Source organism: Streptomyces sp. NPDC001219 (assembly GCF_053597915.1).
The window spans coordinates 1-16,893 of sequence record NZ_JBSFJF010000114.1; the positions used below are offsets into that span (position 1 = coordinate 1).

Below are 16,893 nucleotides of genomic sequence, written 5' to 3' on the forward strand. Positions count from 1 at the left end.
GAACTGCGCATCGCGGAAAACACCGTGGCCAAGATCCTGCGCCGCGCCGCCGACCGCATCCCCGGAGTACGCGCCGCCAGCTGCCGCCTGACCCCGGACGAGGCCGGCGCACAGGTGACCGTCACCATGACTCTCGCCGTCACCCTCGACCAACCCCTGCCCAGCCGCGCCGCACAGGTGCGCCAGGCCGTCGCCGACGCCTCGGCACACGAGATCGGCCTCGCCGTCAGCAGCATCGACCTGAGCATCGTCTCCGAACTGGAGCCCCTGACCTCCGCCGAACCCACCCCACGGAACGGAACCGGGCCATGATCACCGTCGACACGGCCGGCGTCGAGCAGACCGCGGCCCGGGCCGCGCTGGCAGTCCCCGGCGTGCAGGAACTCCAGCCCAGCCTGCGCCACTCCCTGGCCGACGCCGCAACCCACCTCCGGCGGACCTTCGGCTCGCGCACGCCGCCCCCCGAAGCCGGCGTCCACGCCGGCCACACACCCGGAACCGACACCTGGCACCTCGAAGTCCGCTGCGTGGTCAACGCACAACGCCGCGCCCTCGACATCGCACGCGACGTCCGCGAAAGCGTCCAAGCAGCCGTCAGTTCAGAGCTGAACGCCCGCGGTGGACCAGCAAGCGTCACCATCGTCGTCACCGTGACCCGCATCTCCGGAGATCGAGCACCGCTCCACCTGCGCGCCGACAGGCAGATCGAAGATGCCTCACCTGAGTAACGGCACTGGGGGACTGCACGGCCCGGACGCGGCCTACGGTGGGGTTCCGTCCGTCCGGCCATGTGGGTGGCCAAGGGCCAAGGTGACGTGTCTCAGGTGTGTCGCCCCCGCTGAGAACCGCCGTGTGGTCGAGGCGCTCGCTCCGGATCGGCCCGGCGAGCCTTACCAGGAGTAAGCTGCAACGATCGAGGGCACTCCGTACACCAGCCTCCACGCTCGTGTCGTTTTCGGCGCTTCACGACACCGGGCCGGTCGGGGTCGGCCCGGGGCAAGGTCCGCGTCATGACCACGACCATTCCGTATACGCCGGCGGTCGAAGACCGGACCTCCTCGCTGCCCCTGCGACTCATGCTGGCACCAGCCGGCACCGCTCCAGCTCTATCTGAGCATCGTGTCCGTCATCGCGGGTGCGACGTCGAGCCCACATCCCGCTCCGGAGCAAAGCCCCAGGCCAACAGCCTGGGGCTGATCTCTTATCCGGACCTTTCCGCCGCACGTCGTTCAGCCGGGTGCCCTGAAGGAGCCTGACACGCCGCCACGGCTCCAGATCCTCACCGAGCGGGAGGAGCCGAGGGGCGCCGCCGATGGCCGGTGCGGAGTCATGCGTCAGGCGGCGCTCCGACCTCGTCAGGGAGCGGGCCGGGTCCCTCGCCGACGGCACGGACCGGATGGGGGATGCCGTTTGGCCCTGCTCGGCGTGCGGTGGCCGGGGCGGTGATCACACTGGAATCCATGGCAGAGCAATCGCGGACACGGACGTCGTCGACGGCTACCCGAAAGCGGAAGACGCCTGCGATGAGGCCGGGGGACGCCGCGCGTGGTGCGGCCGAGGTGTTGCAAAGCCTGATTCAGCATCGTGTCGAGGGGGTGTCGGCCGTCCGGCGCACCGAGCACGGCTGGTGTGTCGAGGCGGAAGTCCTTGAGCTGGCGCGCATTCCCGACACCACGAGCCTGCTCGCCACCTACGAGGTGAAGCTCGACGAACAGGGCGAGCTGCTGGAGTACTTCCGCACCCGTCGCTATCGCCGAGGCTCGGCCGACGAGTGAGCGCACGGTCCTCATGCGATGAAAGGACGTCAACAGATGGCCGCCACGAGCACGTATACCGGCTTTGCCGGCGAGGTAGTCCCCTGCCCGCCACGAGCCGGCACGTTGTACGACGTGCTGGAGCTCATCCTGGACCGGGGCATGGTGATCGACGTGTTCATCCGTGTGTCGCTGGTCGGTATCGAGATCCTCAAGATCGATGCTCGCATCGTCGTCGCCAGCGTCGACACCTATCTGCGTTTCGCCGAGGCGTGTAACCGCCTTGACCTGGAGCGGGATTCGGGAAGTGTCACCGTTCCCGAGCTGTTCAGCGGCCAGGCCGCCAAGAGCGTCGGGAAGAGCAAGGTCAAGAAGGCGGCCAAATCCGTCGGCGACACCGTTCGCACCGCGGTGGGGGCTGGCGACGACTCGGACGAGGACTCCGAGGAGGAATCGCAGCCGAGCCGACGGCGGGCCCCCGCCCGGTCCGGAGCGGCCTCCCGCCGGCGCAGCTCCGAGGAGGACTGACCGGTGACCCACGACGGCGTCTACGTCTACGGGATTGTCCGGGCGGCGCATCCGGTGCCCACGGCTCTGCCCGGGGTGGGGAACCCGCCGGAGGCGGTGACGACGATCGAGGAAGGGCGGCTCGCCGCGGTCGTCAGCCCCGCCCCACCGCAGCTGCGCGCCCGCCGCCGTGACCTTCTGGCGCACCAGGAGCTGTTGCTGACGCTGGCCGAGCAGGGGCCGCTGCTCCCCATGCGCTTCGGCATGGTCGCGCCCGACGAGGCGGCCGTTCGCCGGCAGCTGGCGGATGCCGAGGACCGCCACCTGGCCGTCCTGGAACGGGTCGCGGACCGAGTCGAGATCAACCTCAAGGCGATGCCGGCCAACGACTCCCTCGCGGCCGTGGTCAGGGACGATCGCACCGTCCGCGAACTGCGCGAGGCGGTACGCCGCCGACCGAGCTACGAGGCGAACGTCCGCCTGGGAGAGGCCGTGGCGGCGGCGCTGTCGCGCCGGGCCGCCGAAGCGGGGCGCGACGCCGTGGGGGAGCTGCGCCGCGCGGCTCACGCGGTCGCCGCCGGGCCCGAGGTCTCCGGATGCGTGATGAACGTGTCGTTCCTGGTCAGCCGGGATGACTGCGACGGATTCACGGAGCAGGCGCGTCTGCTGGCCCAGCGTCATCGCGACCGGGTGGATCTGAAGGTCGTCGGCCCCCTCCCGTGCTACAGCTTCATGGAGCCCGAGCACGCCACCGAACGCATCGGTGCATGACATGGGACTGATCAGCGGAGTGCTCACCCTGCCGCTCGCTCCCGTGCGGGGCGTGACCTGGGTCGCAAGCCAACTCGCCGAGGCCGCCGACCGCGAGCTGCACGATCCGGCACTGATCCGCGTCCGGCTCGCCGCCTTGAACCAGGAGTACGAGAACGGTCATCTCTCCACCGAGGCGTTCGAACGCGAAGAAGACCGGCTGCTCTACCTGTTGCACGGATGCTGACCCGCTACGCGTGCGAGGGCTGGCGCGGTGAATTTCGCCCGAGCGAGGCCGCGCGTCGAAGAGTGAAGCCCGCCCGAGGACGAAGATGACGAAGGCGGCGAGGAGTACGGAGGCGCCGCGGACCAGGAGGCGGACGGTGGAATGGGTGACTACATGACAGATGTCGACTACCGGCAAGGCGTCTCTCCCGCGTCCGGTCCCAGTACGGCCAACCTCGCCGACATTCTCGAACGGGTTCTCGACAAGGGCATCGTCATCGCCGGGGACATCAAGATCGACCTCCTCGATATCGAGCTGCTCACCATCCGCCTCAGGCTGTTCGTCGCCTCGGTCGATACCGCGAGGAAAGCCGGCATCGACTGGTGGGAGACGGACCCGGCGCTCAGTTCGAAGGCGGCCCGCAGTGAACTCCGCGACGAGAACGCCCGGCTGCGCGAGCGCCTGGAAGCCCTGGAGGCCGACGGTGACGAGGCGTCGGGTGCCCCTCGCGCGAAGAGCGGGGCGGGCGCATGACGACACAGGAGCTCAGCGGTACGACGCACTCCACAGCCCTCGGTCCGTCCCACGGTGCCAGGGCCGGGACCGCCGTCTACGTCTTCGCCGTGTGCCGCCGGCTTGACCCCGCGGCCCTGACCGGACTTCCGGGGCTCGCCGACGGTCCCCCGGTGCGCGCTCTGCCGTTCGGCGCGCTCACAGCGGTTGTCCAGGACGTACCGGCGGCCGAGTTCACGGAAGAGGCCTGGCACCGGCGGCTCGGCGACCGCCTGGAACTGGAGCGCTGCGCACGGGCCCACCATGAGGTGGTCACCGCGGCGGCTGCCTGTGGCCCGACGGTGCCCCTCGCGCTGGCCACCCTTTACCACGGCGAAGCGCGCGCCAAGGAGGCCCTCGGCCAGGACGCGGGCCGCTTCGGCGCGGCGCTGGACCGGATCGACGGCCGTGCCGAATGGGGGGTCAAGGTCTACGTGCCGGCCACGCCCGCTGCGTCTCGCGGAGACGAGCCCGCGCCCGCCCGTACCGACTCCCCGGCAGCTACCGGTGCCGGCCGCGCCTACCTCCAGCGCAAGCGCGGGCTGCACCAGGCGCGGGAACAGCACCATGACCGCACGCTGCGGCTCGCCGAGGACGTCGATACCGCGCTGTCCGGCCTGGCGACGGCCGCCCGCCGGCTCCACCTGCACAGCCAGGAGGCGACGGGGGAGGAGCACCGGGTACAGGTCCTCAACGCGACGTACCTGGTCGCGGCCTCGGCGGCCGAAGAACTCCGTGCTGCCGTGGCCGACCTGCGCCGTCGCACCGGAGCACACATCGAGATGTCCGGGCCGTGGGTGCCGTACTCCTTCGTCGGGGAGGTGTGACCGTGCCGGCGGCATCGCCCCATACGCCCGTTCCCTGGGAGACTCCCGGCCCCCTGTCCGGCCCCGTCGGCGTGCCGCTGGTGGACCTGCTGGACCGCCTTCTGGCCACAGGCGTCGTCGTCAGCGGCGACCTCGTCATCGCCATCGCTGAGGTTCCCCTGGTCCGGCTCTCCCTCCACGCACTGTTGTCGTCGGTCAGCGAGCGAGTTCCCGCCCCCTGGGCGGACGGAGGCCCCCTGTGACGACCGAGCACACCCGGGCGGAGAGCCGCTTCGACATCGACCGCGACGAGATGGGCCGCGATCTGGTCGCTCTGGTGCTGACCATCGTGGAACTGCTGCGGCAGCTGATGGAACGGCAGGCGATCCGGCGGGTGGACCAGGGAGACCTGAGCGACGAACAGGTCGACCGGATCGGGGAGACGCTCATGCACCTCGAAGAGCGGATGACCGAACTCTGCGATCAGCACGGCCTGCGCCTGGAGGACCTGAACCTCGACCTGGGGCCGCTGGGCTCGTTGCTGCCCCGCACCTGAGGCCCTGCCCTCCGGGGCACGCCGGTCCCGTCCCGGCCAGCCGGGCCAGATCGTGCCCGAAGCCGCCCACGGCCCGAGGACGCAGTCGGCTCGACGTCTCGACCGGACAGTCCGGGGTGCGCAGCACCCGACGGCCGTTCCGTTCCAGCGCTCCGACCAGGGCACGGTCCTCGCCCACGGGGAGGGCGGGAAAACCGCCGACCGGATTGCGGTGGCGTCGACATGGCCTTCGACGAGTCGGGCCAAGCAGGGGTCACGCTGAGCGACGGCCCGCAGAGCGGCAAACCGTTGCGATGTGCGCCCGGAGCCGGGCAGCGGGAATTCCAGGGCCCCGGAGGCGATGTCCGCGACAACGGAGGCGAACCGTTGCACTACCTCCGACTCTCGTACTGTGACATGAGATCGCGGAACCGGCTCGCTGATCCAGCTCATGCTCCAGGGGGTCTTCGGCAGTCATGCGGTCATGCCAGGAACCCGGTGGTTATGGCGTTCGGAGGCGCAGACGAGGCAACCGTCGCATGGTGGAAGTGGATCGCCGAATGTGTCTCGTGCGCTGCCGGCGGGAGACCATGCGTGTAAGGAGCCGAGATGAGGGCCCTGACCTGGCAAGGCAAGCGTGATGTGCGGGTGGAGACGGTGCCCGACCCTGAGATCGTCGAGGCGACCGACATCATCGTGCGTATCACCTCCACCGGAATCTGTGGATCGGACCTGCACCTGTACGAGGTCCTCGGTCCCTTTCTCGACCCCGGGGACATCCTTGGTCACGAACCGATGGGCATGGGTCGCCTGGCAGTCCGTTGCCTACGCGGGCATCCCGCCGGGTGGCAGTGTCACCGTGCTGGGGCTCGGCCCCATCGGTGACATGGCGGCCCGTATCGCCCTGCACCGTGGTGCAGCCAAGGTGTTCGGCGTCGACCTTGTCCCGGAGCGCCTCGCCAGGGCCCGTGCTCGCGGGGTACACACCCCGGACCTCGACGAGTACGGGAAGGGCGTCGGCGACGAGATCCGCCGCCTCACTGACGGGCGCGGCAGCGATGCGGTCATCGAGGCTGTGGGCATGGAGGCGCACGGGGCCCCTTTGAGCAGAGCCGCTCAGAACCTTGCCGGAAGACTGCCGGACGCCTTGGGCGAGAAGGTGATGGGCCGGGCCGGCGTGGAAAGGGCCCCCAGGCGTATCAGAGCCTCCAGGAAAAGAGGGACGGCATGATCAAAACCATTCTGACCCCATGAGGTTGGCGCTCGGCCGAGCCGGAGGCCGGTAGCGGGTGGTACGGGCCACGGTGCGTTCGACCGCCTCGTCCAGCTACGCGGGGTCCGTAGCAGCCCGCGGCCGTCCCTCCGGGTGTACCTACCGTGAGCGGGCTGCCTGTTGACCGTCGAGGACAGCAGGCGCCGACGCTCCAATGATCCGCTCGTCGTCAGGAGTACACGATGCCCCCCTCACAGCGACCGCTTTCCTTGCACGGCCATACCGCGGTAGTGACCGGGGCAGCCCGCGGCGTGGGGGAGGCGACCGCCCGGGAACTGGCCCGACGAGGGGCCCGGGTGGCGCTGCTCGGAGAGGAAGAAGAAGCGCTCCGCCGAGTCGCGTCGTCCCTTCCGGCGGCGCTCTGTTGGAGTGTCGATGTCACCGACGACGATGCCATGGCCCGGGTGGCCGTTGACGTACGCGAGCGGCTGGGGGAGGTGTCCATCGTTGTGGCGAACGCGGGCGTCGCCGAAGGCGGGCCCTTTGCCGGGTCCGACCCGGCGACCTGGCGCAGGGTGATCGAGGTCAACCTGATCGGGAGTTCGGTCACGGCCCGCTCCTACTTGCCGGACCTGCTGGCGAGTCGCGGGTACTACCTGCAGATCGCCTCGCTGGCCTCCATCGGAGCCGCTCCCATGATGAGCTCCTACTGCGCCTCCAAGGCCGGCGTGGAGTCCTTCACCCATTCACTGCGTGCCGAACTCGCCTCGCACCACGTCGCCGTGGGAATCGCCTATCTCAACTGGACCGACACCGACATGATCCGGGGTATCGACCAGCACCCTGTGCTGCGCGAACTGCGTGCTCATATGCCTCCGCCCGCGCGGAAGGTCCACCCCGTCGGATGGGTCGCCACCCGTCTGGCCACTGCGGTGGAACGCCGCGCGACTGCGGTGTATGTCCCCACCTGGCTCCGTGCGGCCCAGCTGGTACGCGCCGCTCTGCCGCTCGTCGTCACCCAGCTCTCACGGAGAGAACTCCCTCGGCTGGCCGCCCGCACGCCCTTCGAAGCAACCGGACTCCTGGGAGCCGGTGGGCGTGCTGACGAAGCACGCCCACAGTAGGCCGTCGCACGGGGACAGGACGCCGAGGGCCGCGGGGAACCCTGTCACCTGTCCGCTACTCGTGAGGGACCGAAACAAGGAAGGCGCCGAAGAGGCAGGCGCCCCATGACGCTCCATGGAGATGGGTGCAGCCGCGCCTTCGGACGGCCGGGGTCGAGCAGCCGCTCTAGGCTGAGATTGACTGCTGGTGACCAGCTCCACCGGAATGTCGGAGGGCGAAGCGCATGGCTGTCAGGAATCAGCTGATCAAGAGGGCCCCAGAGGCGGTCTGGGCGGTCCTCGCCGACGGCACCCGCTACGCGGACTGGGTCGTCGGTACGGACGAATCACGGCCCGAACAGGGCATGTGGCCTGAGGTGGGTTCCACCATCGCCTACACCGTCCGACTGGGACCGTGGACGTTGCACGGTCACACCACCGTCCGTCGCTGCGACCCGCCCCATGAGCTGGAACTGGAAGTGGACAGCGGCTCGCTGGGCACCGCCCGGATCGCCATCGACGTCCGGCCATGGGGAGACGACAGCCTCGTCCTCGTTGACGAGCACCCACTGACCGGGCCCGCCGGAGCACTGCACAACGTGGCCCTGGACGCCTTCCTCCAGCTGCGCCACCGCAGCATGCTCAGCCGGCTCGCCACAGTGATCGAGGACCTCCCACGGGACCTCGGCGACATGCACTGAGCTGCAGGGCCGGCGCGCGCCGGCACCCTCCGACCTCGGCCGGCGCCGTCATGGGGAACAGGCGACGGCACCACCCGCCAGGACGTCCTCGCTCGCGACGGCTCGGACATCGTCGACGAGTCCGACCAGCCGCCATTGCCGATCCGAAGGCTCATGCCAGGGCCGGAGCGATGCCCCTCCATCCCCTATATATCGGAAGGCAGGATATAGTGAGTGCATGGCTTCCAGAGGTATGACGCAAGCGGCGTTCTTCGTCCTCACCGCACTGGTCGACGAACCGCGACACGGTTACGGGATCGTGCAGGAGGTCGACGGACTGTCCGAAGGGCATGTGCAGCTCCGGATCGGCACGCTGTACGGCGTGCTGGACCGGCTGACGGCCGACGGATACATCGAGCCGGACCGTGAGGAGGTGCAACAGGGCCGACTGCGCAAGTACTACCGCCTCACCGACGCCGGCGGGGCAGCCCTGTCCGCCGAGGCGGAGCGGATGGCTGCCGGGGCACAAGCTGCGACCCAGCGGATGGCCGCGCACCGCCCCACGACCGCCAGGCCGGCTCCCGCGAACCGCTCCGTTCGCCGCCCGGGCATCGCCGGAGGCACCGCATGACGACAGTGCTCGAACAGCGTTACCGCACCGCCCTGCGTCTGCTGCCCTCCTACTACCGCGCGGAGCGGGAGGAGGAGATGGTGGAGACCTACCTGCATGGGATCGACGAGCAGGACCGGGACGAGACGCGCCCCGCCTGGGGCGAGGTGGCGAGCATCGCCGCCCTCGCCATCCGCACCCGGATGGGCGCCGCCGGCGCCCCGGCCCGCTACGCCACGCTCGGCTCCACGGTACGACTCTTCGCGCTGCTGAGTGTGCTGCTGCATGCGGCCTCCGCGCTGACCGAACGGGCCCTCTTCCTCACCTGGTTCGGAGGCGCCCCCGGGGCGGACCGGGAGTTGTCCCTGGGCGGCTTCACCGGGCACGGCGCGGTATCGGGGCTGTACCAGGCGGCGTTGTGGCTGCTCCCGCTGGTCTGGACGGTGGTCTATGTGGCGCTGTTGCGCGACCGCAAGCGCACCGCCGTCGTCTTCGCCATCCTCGCGGCCCTTCCTGACCTGATGTCAGCCATACAGGACGTGGGCGGCGGATGGGGCACCGTGACGGTCGCCCTCTCACTCGCGGCCGCGGTGTTCTCCTGGCTGACCGTCCTCGCGCTGTGCTGCGGCTTCCACTGCGACGCCCCGCGTGCCCGGCTCCCGCTGGAGTCATCCGGGCTGGTCTTCATGGGCGCCTGCGTCCTCATTGGTGCGTCGAACGTGGTGTGGCCTGAGGTTGCGGTCACGGGAGGGACCGGCGGTGCGGCATTCATCGCCGCGGCCGCCGTGTGGCTGCTCGTCCGGAGCCGGTCACCGAAGCACGTGGCAGACCCCGCACTGCCCCTCGCGCTGGCCACGCTCGGCCTCGCCGTCCTCATAGAGCAAACTCTCACCCTCACGTTCGCGCTCCAGGCCCACGCCCCCGGCTCGCTCATCACCGCCGCCACCGTGCAGGCGGGCATCATCGCCGTCCTGGCGGCAGCCCTGGCCACCACCGGCACCCGCCGCCTGACCGCACGGTTCAAGACCGGCTGACCAGGCAACCGGCCCCGTTGCTACCGCCGCTGGCGTAGGTCGACGCGTTGAGCCAGGCGTACCGGGCACCGGCTTTCTGGTGCTGTCGTGCCGGAGGCGGTCGAGGGGCAGCCGGGCTATGCGCTTCCTCTGCCGCCGGCTATTTCGGGTGGGGGCTATGTAGTGCGGGTTGGCTGGGGTGGATTTCGACCGGCAGGCCGGGTGCCCCCTAGGCCTGCTCCTCGTCCGTAGCGCCGAGGTATTCCGGCTTTTCGGTGGCGGCACCAAATGCCACCCAGTCGACTTTGATGCGGTTGTCGCGGCTGCCCCGGCTGAGTGAGTAACCGAATTTCTGGCCCGCGCCGACGGGGAGCATGGCGGAAGCGCTGTCTGTACCTGGCGGGCAGTGTGCCTGTGCATTGAAGCTTGCGTCTCCGCCCCAGAGAGTGGCCTTGCTGCTCCCTTCACTGGTGCGGACAGTCACGGTCACCCATCCGAATGTGGGGGCTGTCCAGCTCTGCTGCAGTTCTCCCACCGTGTCTGATCCAAGAGAGGCCAGATCCCACTTTCTGAATGCGTCGGTGGCCTTCCTGACGGCGAGTTCGCCTTGCAGGGTCGTGGTCCCGTGCACCGTGAGGCTGCCGACGACGAGGTCGGGTTTGATGACGGTGACCTGGGCGGAGAGAATCCGGACGACGGGGTTGGTGGGGTCGCCGGTGATGCCGCGGAGGTAGAAGGTGGTGTCGGATCTGATGCCTTCGAGCTCCAGGCTGGTGCGGTTGGTGACGTCGCGGTTGACGTCGCCGTAGAGCAGTTCGTACGTGGCGTTGGCGGAGCGTTCCCAGGTGAGTTTGACGTCGCCGCCGTTTTGGATGATGGATGGCTCGCACAGGAAGTTGCGCAGGTAGAAGTCGGCGGGGAACTTGCCGAGGTTGAAGACGGTGGGCCGGTCCTGGAAGGCGGAGCTTCCGGTGCGGGAACGTTCGGTGACGGTGATCGGGGCCGTGCCGACCTTGCGGCTGATGGGGATGTCGGACAGCTGGATGGTGAACCCGGTGTCGGGGCCGATGGGGCGTGGCTGCCGGCGGGCGCGCAGACGAATTCCTTGGCGGCCGCGTCCAGGCGCACGGTCCAGCCGGTGAGGCTGATCCGCGGGCTGATCTTGGTCAGGTCGGTGGCGAGGTCCGGCGCCATCGTCCCCGCCGGCACCTTCACCCTGATCCACTCGACGTCGGCGGGGGTTCCGCTCTGCCGGGCGACGGAGATGACGATTTCCCCGGTCTCCTCGGGGGCCTGCGGGTTCTCCGGTGAGGCCTTCAGCGGGCTGGGCGTGGTGGTGACGGTGCAGGAGAGCAGGGGGTCGTTGGCGGCAGTGCCTGTGTCATGCAGCTGGACGACCAGGGTCACGGAAGACTCCTCGGGATTCGATGGGATTCGCTGGCCGCGCCGCCCAAGATGAGCCGGCGCGCAGAGCGGAAATAGGCCCAAGCCGCCAATCCGGGGAGCAGAAGCAGAATCGGCGGGTGAGAGAAATCCCCTCTCGGGCGCGAATGTCGCCGCCCAGAGCGTCGGAGAGGCGGCCAGGTGGGACACTTGGCTGCAGGTGGCTTGGCCATCACCTTTTGCGCAGCCCCTGGGATTTCGCCGCCTGGATGCTCGCGGCCTCCTGGGGTACAGGCCTTTCGGTGGCGTGAACCGAGTAGTTAAGTGTCCCGGCGCCCCATTCCCCAATCAGGAGATAGGCAGGTCGCCGTCACCGAAGGACCACCACTGGATAAGTGCCGAACCTACCGTCGAGGGCCACTGAAGCTGTACTTTACTGCCCATCATCACGGGCAGAACATGCGGGCGTCCACCATCCTCTGAGAAATATGTACGCCCCGCATTATTGTGGATAATGGAGATTTGAAGCCTGCTCGCGGTGGCGAGGACAGTGAGAATTCCGTCGCTCAATGCCATCCTCGACTGCGGCCATTTGTCCGTCGGCGCAGAAACCCCGCGAAGGCGGAACATCTGCACCTTTCCGCCGACGCGCAGGCCACCGATGTCCAGGTCGGGCCTCAAGACACTGACCTGGGCGGAGATGATCCTCACGACGGGGTTCGTGGGGTCACCGGTGGTGGCGCGCAGGTAGAAGGTCGTGTCTGATGTGATGCCCTCGATGTCGAGGCTGGTGCGGTTGGTGACGTCCCGTTCGACGCCCGGGTAGAGCAGTTCGTACGTGGCGTTGGCGGAGCGTTCCCAGGTGAGTTTGACGTCGCCGCCGTTCTGGATGATGGATGGCTCGCACAGGAAGTTGCGCAGGTAGAAGTCGGCGGGGAACTTGCCGAGGTTGAAGACGCTGGGCCGGTCCTGGAACGCGGCGCTACCGGTGCGGGACGATTCGGTCAGGGTGACGGGGGCGGTGCCGACCTTGCGGCTGATCGGGATGTCGGACAGCTGGATGGTGAAGCCGAGGTCCGGGCCGATCGGCGTATGACTGGCCGCGGGCGAGAACACGAACTCCTTGGCTGCGGCGTCCAGACGGCCGCTCCAGCCGGCGAGGGTGATCCGCGGCGTGACCTTCGCCAGATCGGTGGCGAGGTCCGGTGACATGGTTCCGGCGGGCACCTTGAGCCGGATCGACCTCACATCCGCCGGCGTACCACTCTGCCGAGAAGCCGAGATGACAACCTCCCCGATCTCCTCCGGAGCCTGCGGATTCTCCGGTGACGCCTTCAACGGACTCGGAGTGGTGGTCACCACGTACGACAACAGCGGATCGTTCGCGGCGGTGCCTGCGTCCTGCATCTGGACGACCAGCGTCATGGGAAGCTCCTAGGGGATTGGCCGTGCCGCCCCGGCCTGGGGCGGCACGGAATGATGGCGCCGGCGAGTGGTCAGTGCTCAGCACGACTGTGTGCGACGGCGTCGTCCAGGGTGAGGAAGCCGGAGCGGATCTCGGGTTCGGCCAGGGGCAGGTCGTACTGGTCCTGGCTGAGGATCGGCAGCCTCTCCCGGTCTCCGCCGCGGTTCTCGGACCACGTCCAGGTGCCGACGACGCCCGCCGGGCTCGGCATCAGGACGGTCTCCTCGCTTTCGCCCTGCGAGCCGCGAAGGCTGGTGGTGGCGGCCAGGAGCGGTCCGGTGCGGAAGTTCACGCTCATGCGGGCGATGGCCTGGTCGGTGAACTCCTGCGGGACGAAGACCTTCTTGGTGGCGAGGATGTCGGTGGTGGCGTGCACGGCCGCCCGTGGGTCCAGCAGCACGGTGGCGACCGCGGTGCTGTGTTCTCCGAAGTCCAGCTCCAGGCTGGGCAGTTCGCCGATCGGCCGCAGGTAGTCCCCGCCGCCGGCGGACGGGTCGACGACGGTCTCGAAGTGCTCGTAGTCGTCGTCGAGAACGTAGCCGACCAAGCCGTCGTCGCTCTGCTGCGCTTCGCCGAGGCGGATCGCCCACGGGTAGGTGGGCAGCTGGGAGGGGGACGGCTGGAAGAGGTTCTGCCAGCTGACGTCGGTGCGCAGGGGGCCGCGCAGGTTCAGGGTGAGACGGGTGCGGACCAGGGCGAGAGGGCGGCCGAGGAGGAAGCCGAGGCCGGGGTCGGCCGAGCCTTCCGGGTCGATGGTCTGCAGGGCCTGGTCGAGGGTGGCGCGGAACGCGTCGAAGGTCTGCGGGCCGCGGGTCCTCACGGCGTTGAGCAGCCGGTAGGGGTGGGGGGCCACCGTTTGCAGCTGTTCGAAGCGGGTCACCTCGGAGCCGGGCAGGGCGGACCAGGTGACCTCTCGCCGGCCGGTGCTGTTCAGGGTGACGCGCAGTTCGCCGAGTGCGGCGCCGTCGGGGGAGTGGACGACGAGGGACTGATCGAGGCGGTTGTGCAGCAGCCAGGAGCAGACCGGGTTGGTGCCGGGGGTCAGGTCGGTGTCCTCGTCGGTGGTGGCGGCGAGGAAGTCGAAGCGCAGCCGGGCCGGCTGGAGCAGGCGCGGCCCGAGCTCGACCAGCCGGTCGGAGTCGTCGCCGCTGACGGGGTGGGCCGGGCGCATGGTGTCGGGCATCTCGGGGCGGAAGTGCGCCGGGTTGGTGATGAGGTTGACGGAGCGTCCGAAGCGGTCGACGACAGCCAGGTCGAGAAAGGCGAGCTGGCCGGCGCGCAGGTCCTGGAAGGTGGAGACGGGGTCGGGGTCCCAGTCGCTGGCCTTCAGGGGGCCGGGGTCCGGCGGGGGGTAGTCGCCGTTGCCGATGAGGGTGGCGAGGTCGCCGGTGGGCTGGAGGCCGGCCAGAGGCTGGCGTTGGGCGATGGCGGCACCGAAGCCGTCGAGGGTCTGGGAGAGGTAGTTCGCCTCGCGTGCCTGGGAGCGCACCTGCCGCAGGGCGTCGGCGGGCAGCTGGTCGCGCACGCGGGCGTAGCTCTGCAGGGTGCCGTCGACGAGGTGGCCGGCGCTGGGGGCGAGGGTCTGGCGGCCGGAGACGACCAGTGGGGTGCCGGGTTCTCCGGTGCCCTTCCACCGGTAGCGGGAGCCGTCGATGAACTCCCAGTGCGCCGTGTCGCCGTCGCGCAGCGGCAGGGGGAAGTACTCGGCCTTCCAGAGCAGGAACAGCGGCTGCCAGGGCATCGCCCAGGGTGCGGTGCCGTACTCGGGCAGGGTGCCGGTGACGTCCCGGATCGCTCCGCTGCGCAGGGCGCGCTCCAGGATGAGGAACTCGCTGAGCAGCGCGGGGAAGCAGGGCGGCTGCTGTCCGGTCAGGTTGATCTGGGCGGCGACCGCCGCGACGTCGGTGGTGGTGATGCCGGAGGCGCGGGTGACCACGCGTTCGGGGGTGCGGCAGGGCAGGGCGCTGTCCCGGGTGAGCGGGGCGTGGAGGTTGGCGCCCTCCAGGGTGAGGACCGGGTCGGCGCTGTACTCGAAGTCCTCGGCGGGCACCCGGATCAGGCGGCGGGCGGCACGGGCCCCGTAGGCCGGATACAGGGCGTCGATGCGCGCCGCCAGCTCCGCCTCGCTCTTGCCCCAGGGCAGCTCGGCGCGCTGCTCGGCCAGGTCGCGGGCGAGGGCGACGACACGTCCGGCTGCGCCGTTCGCGTTGCCCAGGTCGAGTTCGTCGTCGATGCGGCCGGTGAACTCGGCGGACTTCTTCGTCAGGTGGGTGAGCCACCACAGGTGGTAGAGGTGTTCGCGGGCGGTGTCGAGTTCGGCTTCGGTGGCGTCGTGGGCGGCTTGGCGGCGGTTGAGGCCGGCGACGGTGTCGGCTTCCGCCGCCCGGGCCGCGCGGGAGGTGGTGCGGCCGGTCTCCTCGCCGCGTTCGCCGATGAACCAGCGGTAGCCGCCGGGGACGGGGCCGAAGGCGCTGTCGTGGGCGCGGCGGTCGGTGAGGATGTCGGCCTCGGGCCGGTCGCGTTCCTCCAGGGCGTCGATGCCGCCGAGCAGGAAGGCCCGGAACAGGCCGGCCTCGTCGGCGGACAGGGCGCCCTGTCCGTCGGCCTGGGCGCCGAGTTCGGCGACGGCTTCGGCGATGCTGTTGGACACGATCGGCGTGACCTGGTCAGGGCGGGGGCAGGCGGGCTCTGACTCGGGGACGGTGCCGGTCAGGTCCCAGTCCAGGCCCAGGACCGTTCCGGAGTAGACGGAGGAGCGGATGCCGCTGCCGGAGCCGACGGGCGGCGTCCACTGCAGGCGCTCCAGCAGCGCGGTGAGGTCGTCGGTGCCGGCGAGGATGTCACTGTCCGGCTGGGCGTACCAGCCGGCGACGAAGTAGCTGAGCCGCTCCCGTACGGGCAGTTCACCCTCGGGTGTGTCCAGGAGGGTGTCGTGGAGGGAGAAGACGTTGCTGTTGTAGGGCTGGAAGACCGAGAAGGTCAGCAGTCCGGGGCCGATCGCCGTGAGGAACGGCGCCCGGCGGGCGGTGGGCTCGCGCCATGGGCCGGTGAGTTCATGGCACTTGCCGATCAGCGTCGCTGACGGTTCGTCACTGTCGGGGTCCTGGAAGGAGACGGTGCCGTCCATGGGGTCGAGGTAGTCGCTCTCGACGATCCAGGCCTTGAGCGTGCGGGTGCTGTCGGTGTGGCGGACGACGAGCCACCGGTTGGGCACCAGCGGGAAGTCGCCGATGCCCTCCTCCTCGTCGTGGCGGCCGCGGGTGAGGGCGGCGGGCAGTTCCCACTGGAGGTAGACGCCGAGGCGGTCCTCCCGGCCGGTCCACTCCTCGGGGCCGGCGAACGGGGCGGGCTCCGGGGGGACGCCTTCGCCGATATCCCTGAAGTTGGTGATCCACCGGTGGAAGACGTGCGGGGTTCCGGTGTCGCGGGTCTGCCGGTTCACGGCGAGGGCCGCGACCTCGACCGGCACGATGAGGGTGTTGTCCACGGACATGACCCGGGTCCTTTCGTCGGTGCGGGGGTGGTCGGGCTCAGGGCCGGGAGAAGGTCTGTGCCTGCGGCGCGTTGATCATCTGCAGGGCGAACTGCGCGGAGGAGATCCGTGCCACCCCGTGCGCGCGGGACAGCGCGGGCAGCAGCGCATCGCCGGTGCCGTCGACGTTGAGGACGTCCCGCCCGCCCGGGCGCAGGAAGCGGGCGAAGCCGGCCGGCTGGGGGAACTCGCCCAGAGGGTGACCGATCCGGTCCCCGGTGATCTCGCGGAGCTCGATGGTGCCGAGGTCGCCGATGCCGAAGCACAGTCCGCGCGGGGGTTCGGCCAGCTCGAAACGGTCGATGACCTCCGGGTAGAGCAGCAGGCGGGTCTCCAGGCCGAACACCGCATCGCGGACGGGCTCGACGAGGCGCGTGCCCTGGTAGGCGGCGACGATGGTGTGGGGCCAGTTCGGGACCAGGCTGGAGTTGATCAGCACCGCGCACTTCGGGACCGGCCCGCCACCGGTCGCGAGGGCGTTGAGGTCGGCGTCCAGGGCGTGGCCGACGCCGACGCTCAGCGCGCCGTCGACGGCCGCCCGCACCCAGCCGGGGTCGACGTAGGCGAAGCGGATGCTCTCGGCCGGCAGCGCGCGCGGGTCGGGGACCAGGTGGGACAGGCTCAGCAGCTCCAGACGGCGCAGCGCGTCCAGCCAGGCGGTGACCTTCGCGAAGTCGTCCGGGGCGGCCTGGGTGAGGAGGGCGGCGACGCCGGGCTGGGCCAGGACGGCACGCGCGTCACCGGGGCTGCGGCGGGCGCGCGCC

Annotated in this window: 16 protein-coding genes and 3 pseudogenes; 15 read left to right on the forward strand and 4 right to left on the reverse strand. The window is 69.9% G+C overall.

The genetic code is table 11. The annotated features are described in order from the left end of the window. From ACWC9R_RS35440 to ACWC9R_RS35510, 15 genes and pseudogenes are all read left to right on the forward strand, one after another. A pseudogene (locus tag ACWC9R_RS35440) lies at window positions 1-312 on the forward strand (hypothetical protein); the annotation flags it as partial. Beyond that, the gene (locus ACWC9R_RS35445) at window positions 309-728 is read left to right on the forward strand and encodes a hypothetical protein (RefSeq protein WP_450737835.1); all 420 of its coding nucleotides are present in this window, start codon (window positions 309-311) and stop codon (window positions 726-728) included. The pseudogene ACWC9R_RS35440 and the gene ACWC9R_RS35445, both read left to right, overlap by 4 nt. A 732-nt stretch (window positions 729-1,460) precedes the next feature. Next, window positions 1,461-1,775 (forward strand): gas vesicle protein GvpO, encoded by a 315-nt coding sequence (locus ACWC9R_RS35450; protein ID WP_450737837.1) that lies wholly within the window; start codon window positions 1,461-1,463, stop codon window positions 1,773-1,775. 36 nt (window positions 1,776-1,811) lie between these two features. Further along, window positions 1,812-2,282, forward strand: coding sequence for a gas vesicle protein GvpJ (gvpJ, locus tag ACWC9R_RS35455; RefSeq protein ID WP_450737839.1), 471 nt, complete (start codon window positions 1,812-1,814; stop codon window positions 2,280-2,282). A gap of 3 nt (window positions 2,283-2,285) precedes the next feature. Beyond that, a complete protein-coding gene (locus tag ACWC9R_RS35460) occupies window positions 2,286-3,032 on the forward strand; it encodes a GvpL/GvpF family gas vesicle protein (RefSeq protein WP_450737841.1) in 747 nt (248 codons plus the stop codon). A gap of 1 nt (window position 3,033) precedes the next feature. Beyond that, window positions 3,034-3,258, forward strand: a complete 225-nt coding sequence (locus ACWC9R_RS35465; RefSeq protein ID WP_450737843.1) for a gas vesicle protein GvpG — start codon at window positions 3,034-3,036, stop codon at window positions 3,256-3,258. A gap of 153 nt (window positions 3,259-3,411) precedes the next feature. Next, window positions 3,412-3,771 carry a gas vesicle protein gene (locus ACWC9R_RS35470; protein WP_450737845.1) on the forward strand — a complete coding sequence of 120 codons (360 nt, stop codon included), beginning with the start codon at window positions 3,412-3,414 and terminating at the stop codon, window positions 3,769-3,771. After that, window positions 3,768-4,616, forward strand: a complete 849-nt coding sequence (locus ACWC9R_RS35475) for a GvpL/GvpF family gas vesicle protein (protein WP_450737847.1) — start codon at window positions 3,768-3,770, stop codon at window positions 4,614-4,616. Before ACWC9R_RS35470 ends, ACWC9R_RS35475 begins: the two co-directional genes overlap by 4 nt. Window positions 4,617-4,618: 2 nt before the next feature. Further along, on the forward strand, window positions 4,619-4,858 hold the full coding sequence (locus ACWC9R_RS35480; protein WP_450737849.1) for a gas vesicle protein: 240 nt from the start codon (window positions 4,619-4,621) through the stop codon (window positions 4,856-4,858). Beyond that, window positions 4,855-5,151 (forward strand): gas vesicle protein K, encoded by a 297-nt coding sequence (locus tag ACWC9R_RS35485; RefSeq protein WP_450737850.1) that lies wholly within the window; start codon window positions 4,855-4,857, stop codon window positions 5,149-5,151. The genes ACWC9R_RS35480 and ACWC9R_RS35485 overlap by 4 nt, the downstream gene beginning before the upstream one ends. 588 nt (window positions 5,152-5,739) lie before the next feature. After that, window positions 5,740-6,316: pseudogene (locus ACWC9R_RS35490) on the forward strand (zinc-binding dehydrogenase); the annotation flags it as partial. A gap of 269 nt (window positions 6,317-6,585) precedes the next feature. Continuing rightward, the gene (locus ACWC9R_RS35495) at window positions 6,586-7,467 is read left to right on the forward strand and encodes an SDR family oxidoreductase (RefSeq protein WP_450737852.1); all 882 of its coding nucleotides are present in this window, start codon (window positions 6,586-6,588) and stop codon (window positions 7,465-7,467) included. A gap of 224 nt (window positions 7,468-7,691) precedes the next feature. Continuing rightward, window positions 7,692-8,147, forward strand: a complete 456-nt coding sequence (locus ACWC9R_RS35500) for an SRPBCC family protein (RefSeq protein WP_450737854.1) — start codon at window positions 7,692-7,694, stop codon at window positions 8,145-8,147. Between the two features lie 232 nt (window positions 8,148-8,379). Continuing rightward, window positions 8,380-8,757, forward strand: coding sequence for a PadR family transcriptional regulator (locus ACWC9R_RS35505; RefSeq protein ID WP_450737863.1), 378 nt, complete (start codon window positions 8,380-8,382; stop codon window positions 8,755-8,757). Beyond that, a complete protein-coding gene (locus ACWC9R_RS35510; protein WP_450737856.1) occupies window positions 8,754-9,770 on the forward strand; it encodes a hypothetical protein in 1,017 nt (338 codons plus the stop codon). Before ACWC9R_RS35505 ends, ACWC9R_RS35510 begins: the two co-directional genes overlap by 4 nt. Window positions 9,771-9,978: 208 nt before the next feature. On the opposite strand, the gene ACWC9R_RS35515 is transcribed toward ACWC9R_RS35510, so the two are convergent. The 4 genes and pseudogenes from ACWC9R_RS35515 to ACWC9R_RS35530 all read right to left on the reverse strand — a co-directional run. Further along, window positions 9,979-10,974, reverse strand: coding sequence for a hypothetical protein (locus ACWC9R_RS35515; protein WP_450737858.1), 996 nt, complete (start codon window positions 10,972-10,974; stop codon window positions 9,979-9,981). A gap of 506 nt (window positions 10,975-11,480) precedes the next feature. Continuing rightward, a complete protein-coding gene (locus ACWC9R_RS35520) occupies window positions 11,481-12,557 on the reverse strand; it encodes a hypothetical protein (protein WP_450737860.1) in 1,077 nt (358 codons plus the stop codon). 71 nt (window positions 12,558-12,628) lie between these two features. Then, the gene (locus tag ACWC9R_RS35525; RefSeq protein ID WP_450737861.1) at window positions 12,629-16,090 is read right to left on the reverse strand and encodes a hypothetical protein; all 3,462 of its coding nucleotides are present in this window, start codon (window positions 16,088-16,090) and stop codon (window positions 12,629-12,631) included. A 37-nt stretch (window positions 16,091-16,127) separates the two neighbouring features. Then, window positions 16,128-16,893, reverse strand: a pseudogene (locus tag ACWC9R_RS35530) (hypothetical protein); the annotation flags it as partial.

Excerpts from the sequence above, each read along its gene's own strand:
- ACWC9R_RS35465 (WP_450737843.1), top strand. The coding sequence starts at position 3,034 with ATGGGACTGATCAGCGGAGTGCTCACCCTGCCGCTCGCTCCCGTGCGG.
- ACWC9R_RS35475 (WP_450737847.1), top strand. The coding sequence starts at position 3,768 with ATGACGACACAGGAGCTCAGCGGTACGACGCACTCCACAGCCCTCGGT.
- ACWC9R_RS35470 (WP_450737845.1), top strand. The coding sequence starts at position 3,412 with ATGACAGATGTCGACTACCGGCAAGGCGTCTCTCCCGCGTCCGGTCCC.
- ACWC9R_RS35510 (WP_450737856.1), top strand. The coding sequence starts at position 8,754 with ATGACGACAGTGCTCGAACAGCGTTACCGCACCGCCCTGCGTCTGCTG.
- gvpJ (WP_450737839.1), top strand. The coding sequence starts at position 1,812 with ATGGCCGCCACGAGCACGTATACCGGCTTTGCCGGCGAGGTAGTCCCC.
- ACWC9R_RS35445 (WP_450737835.1), top strand. The coding sequence starts at position 309 with ATGATCACCGTCGACACGGCCGGCGTCGAGCAGACCGCGGCCCGGGCC.
- ACWC9R_RS35495 (WP_450737852.1), top strand. The coding sequence starts at position 6,586 with ATGCCCCCCTCACAGCGACCGCTTTCCTTGCACGGCCATACCGCGGTA.
- ACWC9R_RS35450 (WP_450737837.1), top strand. The coding sequence starts at position 1,461 with ATGGCAGAGCAATCGCGGACACGGACGTCGTCGACGGCTACCCGAAAG.
- ACWC9R_RS35525 (WP_450737861.1), bottom strand. The coding sequence starts at position 16,090 with ATGTCCGTGGACAACACCCTCATCGTGCCGGTCGAGGTCGCGGCCCTC.
- ACWC9R_RS35500 (WP_450737854.1), top strand. The coding sequence starts at position 7,692 with ATGGCTGTCAGGAATCAGCTGATCAAGAGGGCCCCAGAGGCGGTCTGG.
- ACWC9R_RS35520 (WP_450737860.1), bottom strand. The coding sequence starts at position 12,557 with ATGACGCTGGTCGTCCAGATGCAGGACGCAGGCACCGCCGCGAACGAT.
- ACWC9R_RS35505 (WP_450737863.1), top strand. The coding sequence starts at position 8,380 with ATGACGCAAGCGGCGTTCTTCGTCCTCACCGCACTGGTCGACGAACCG.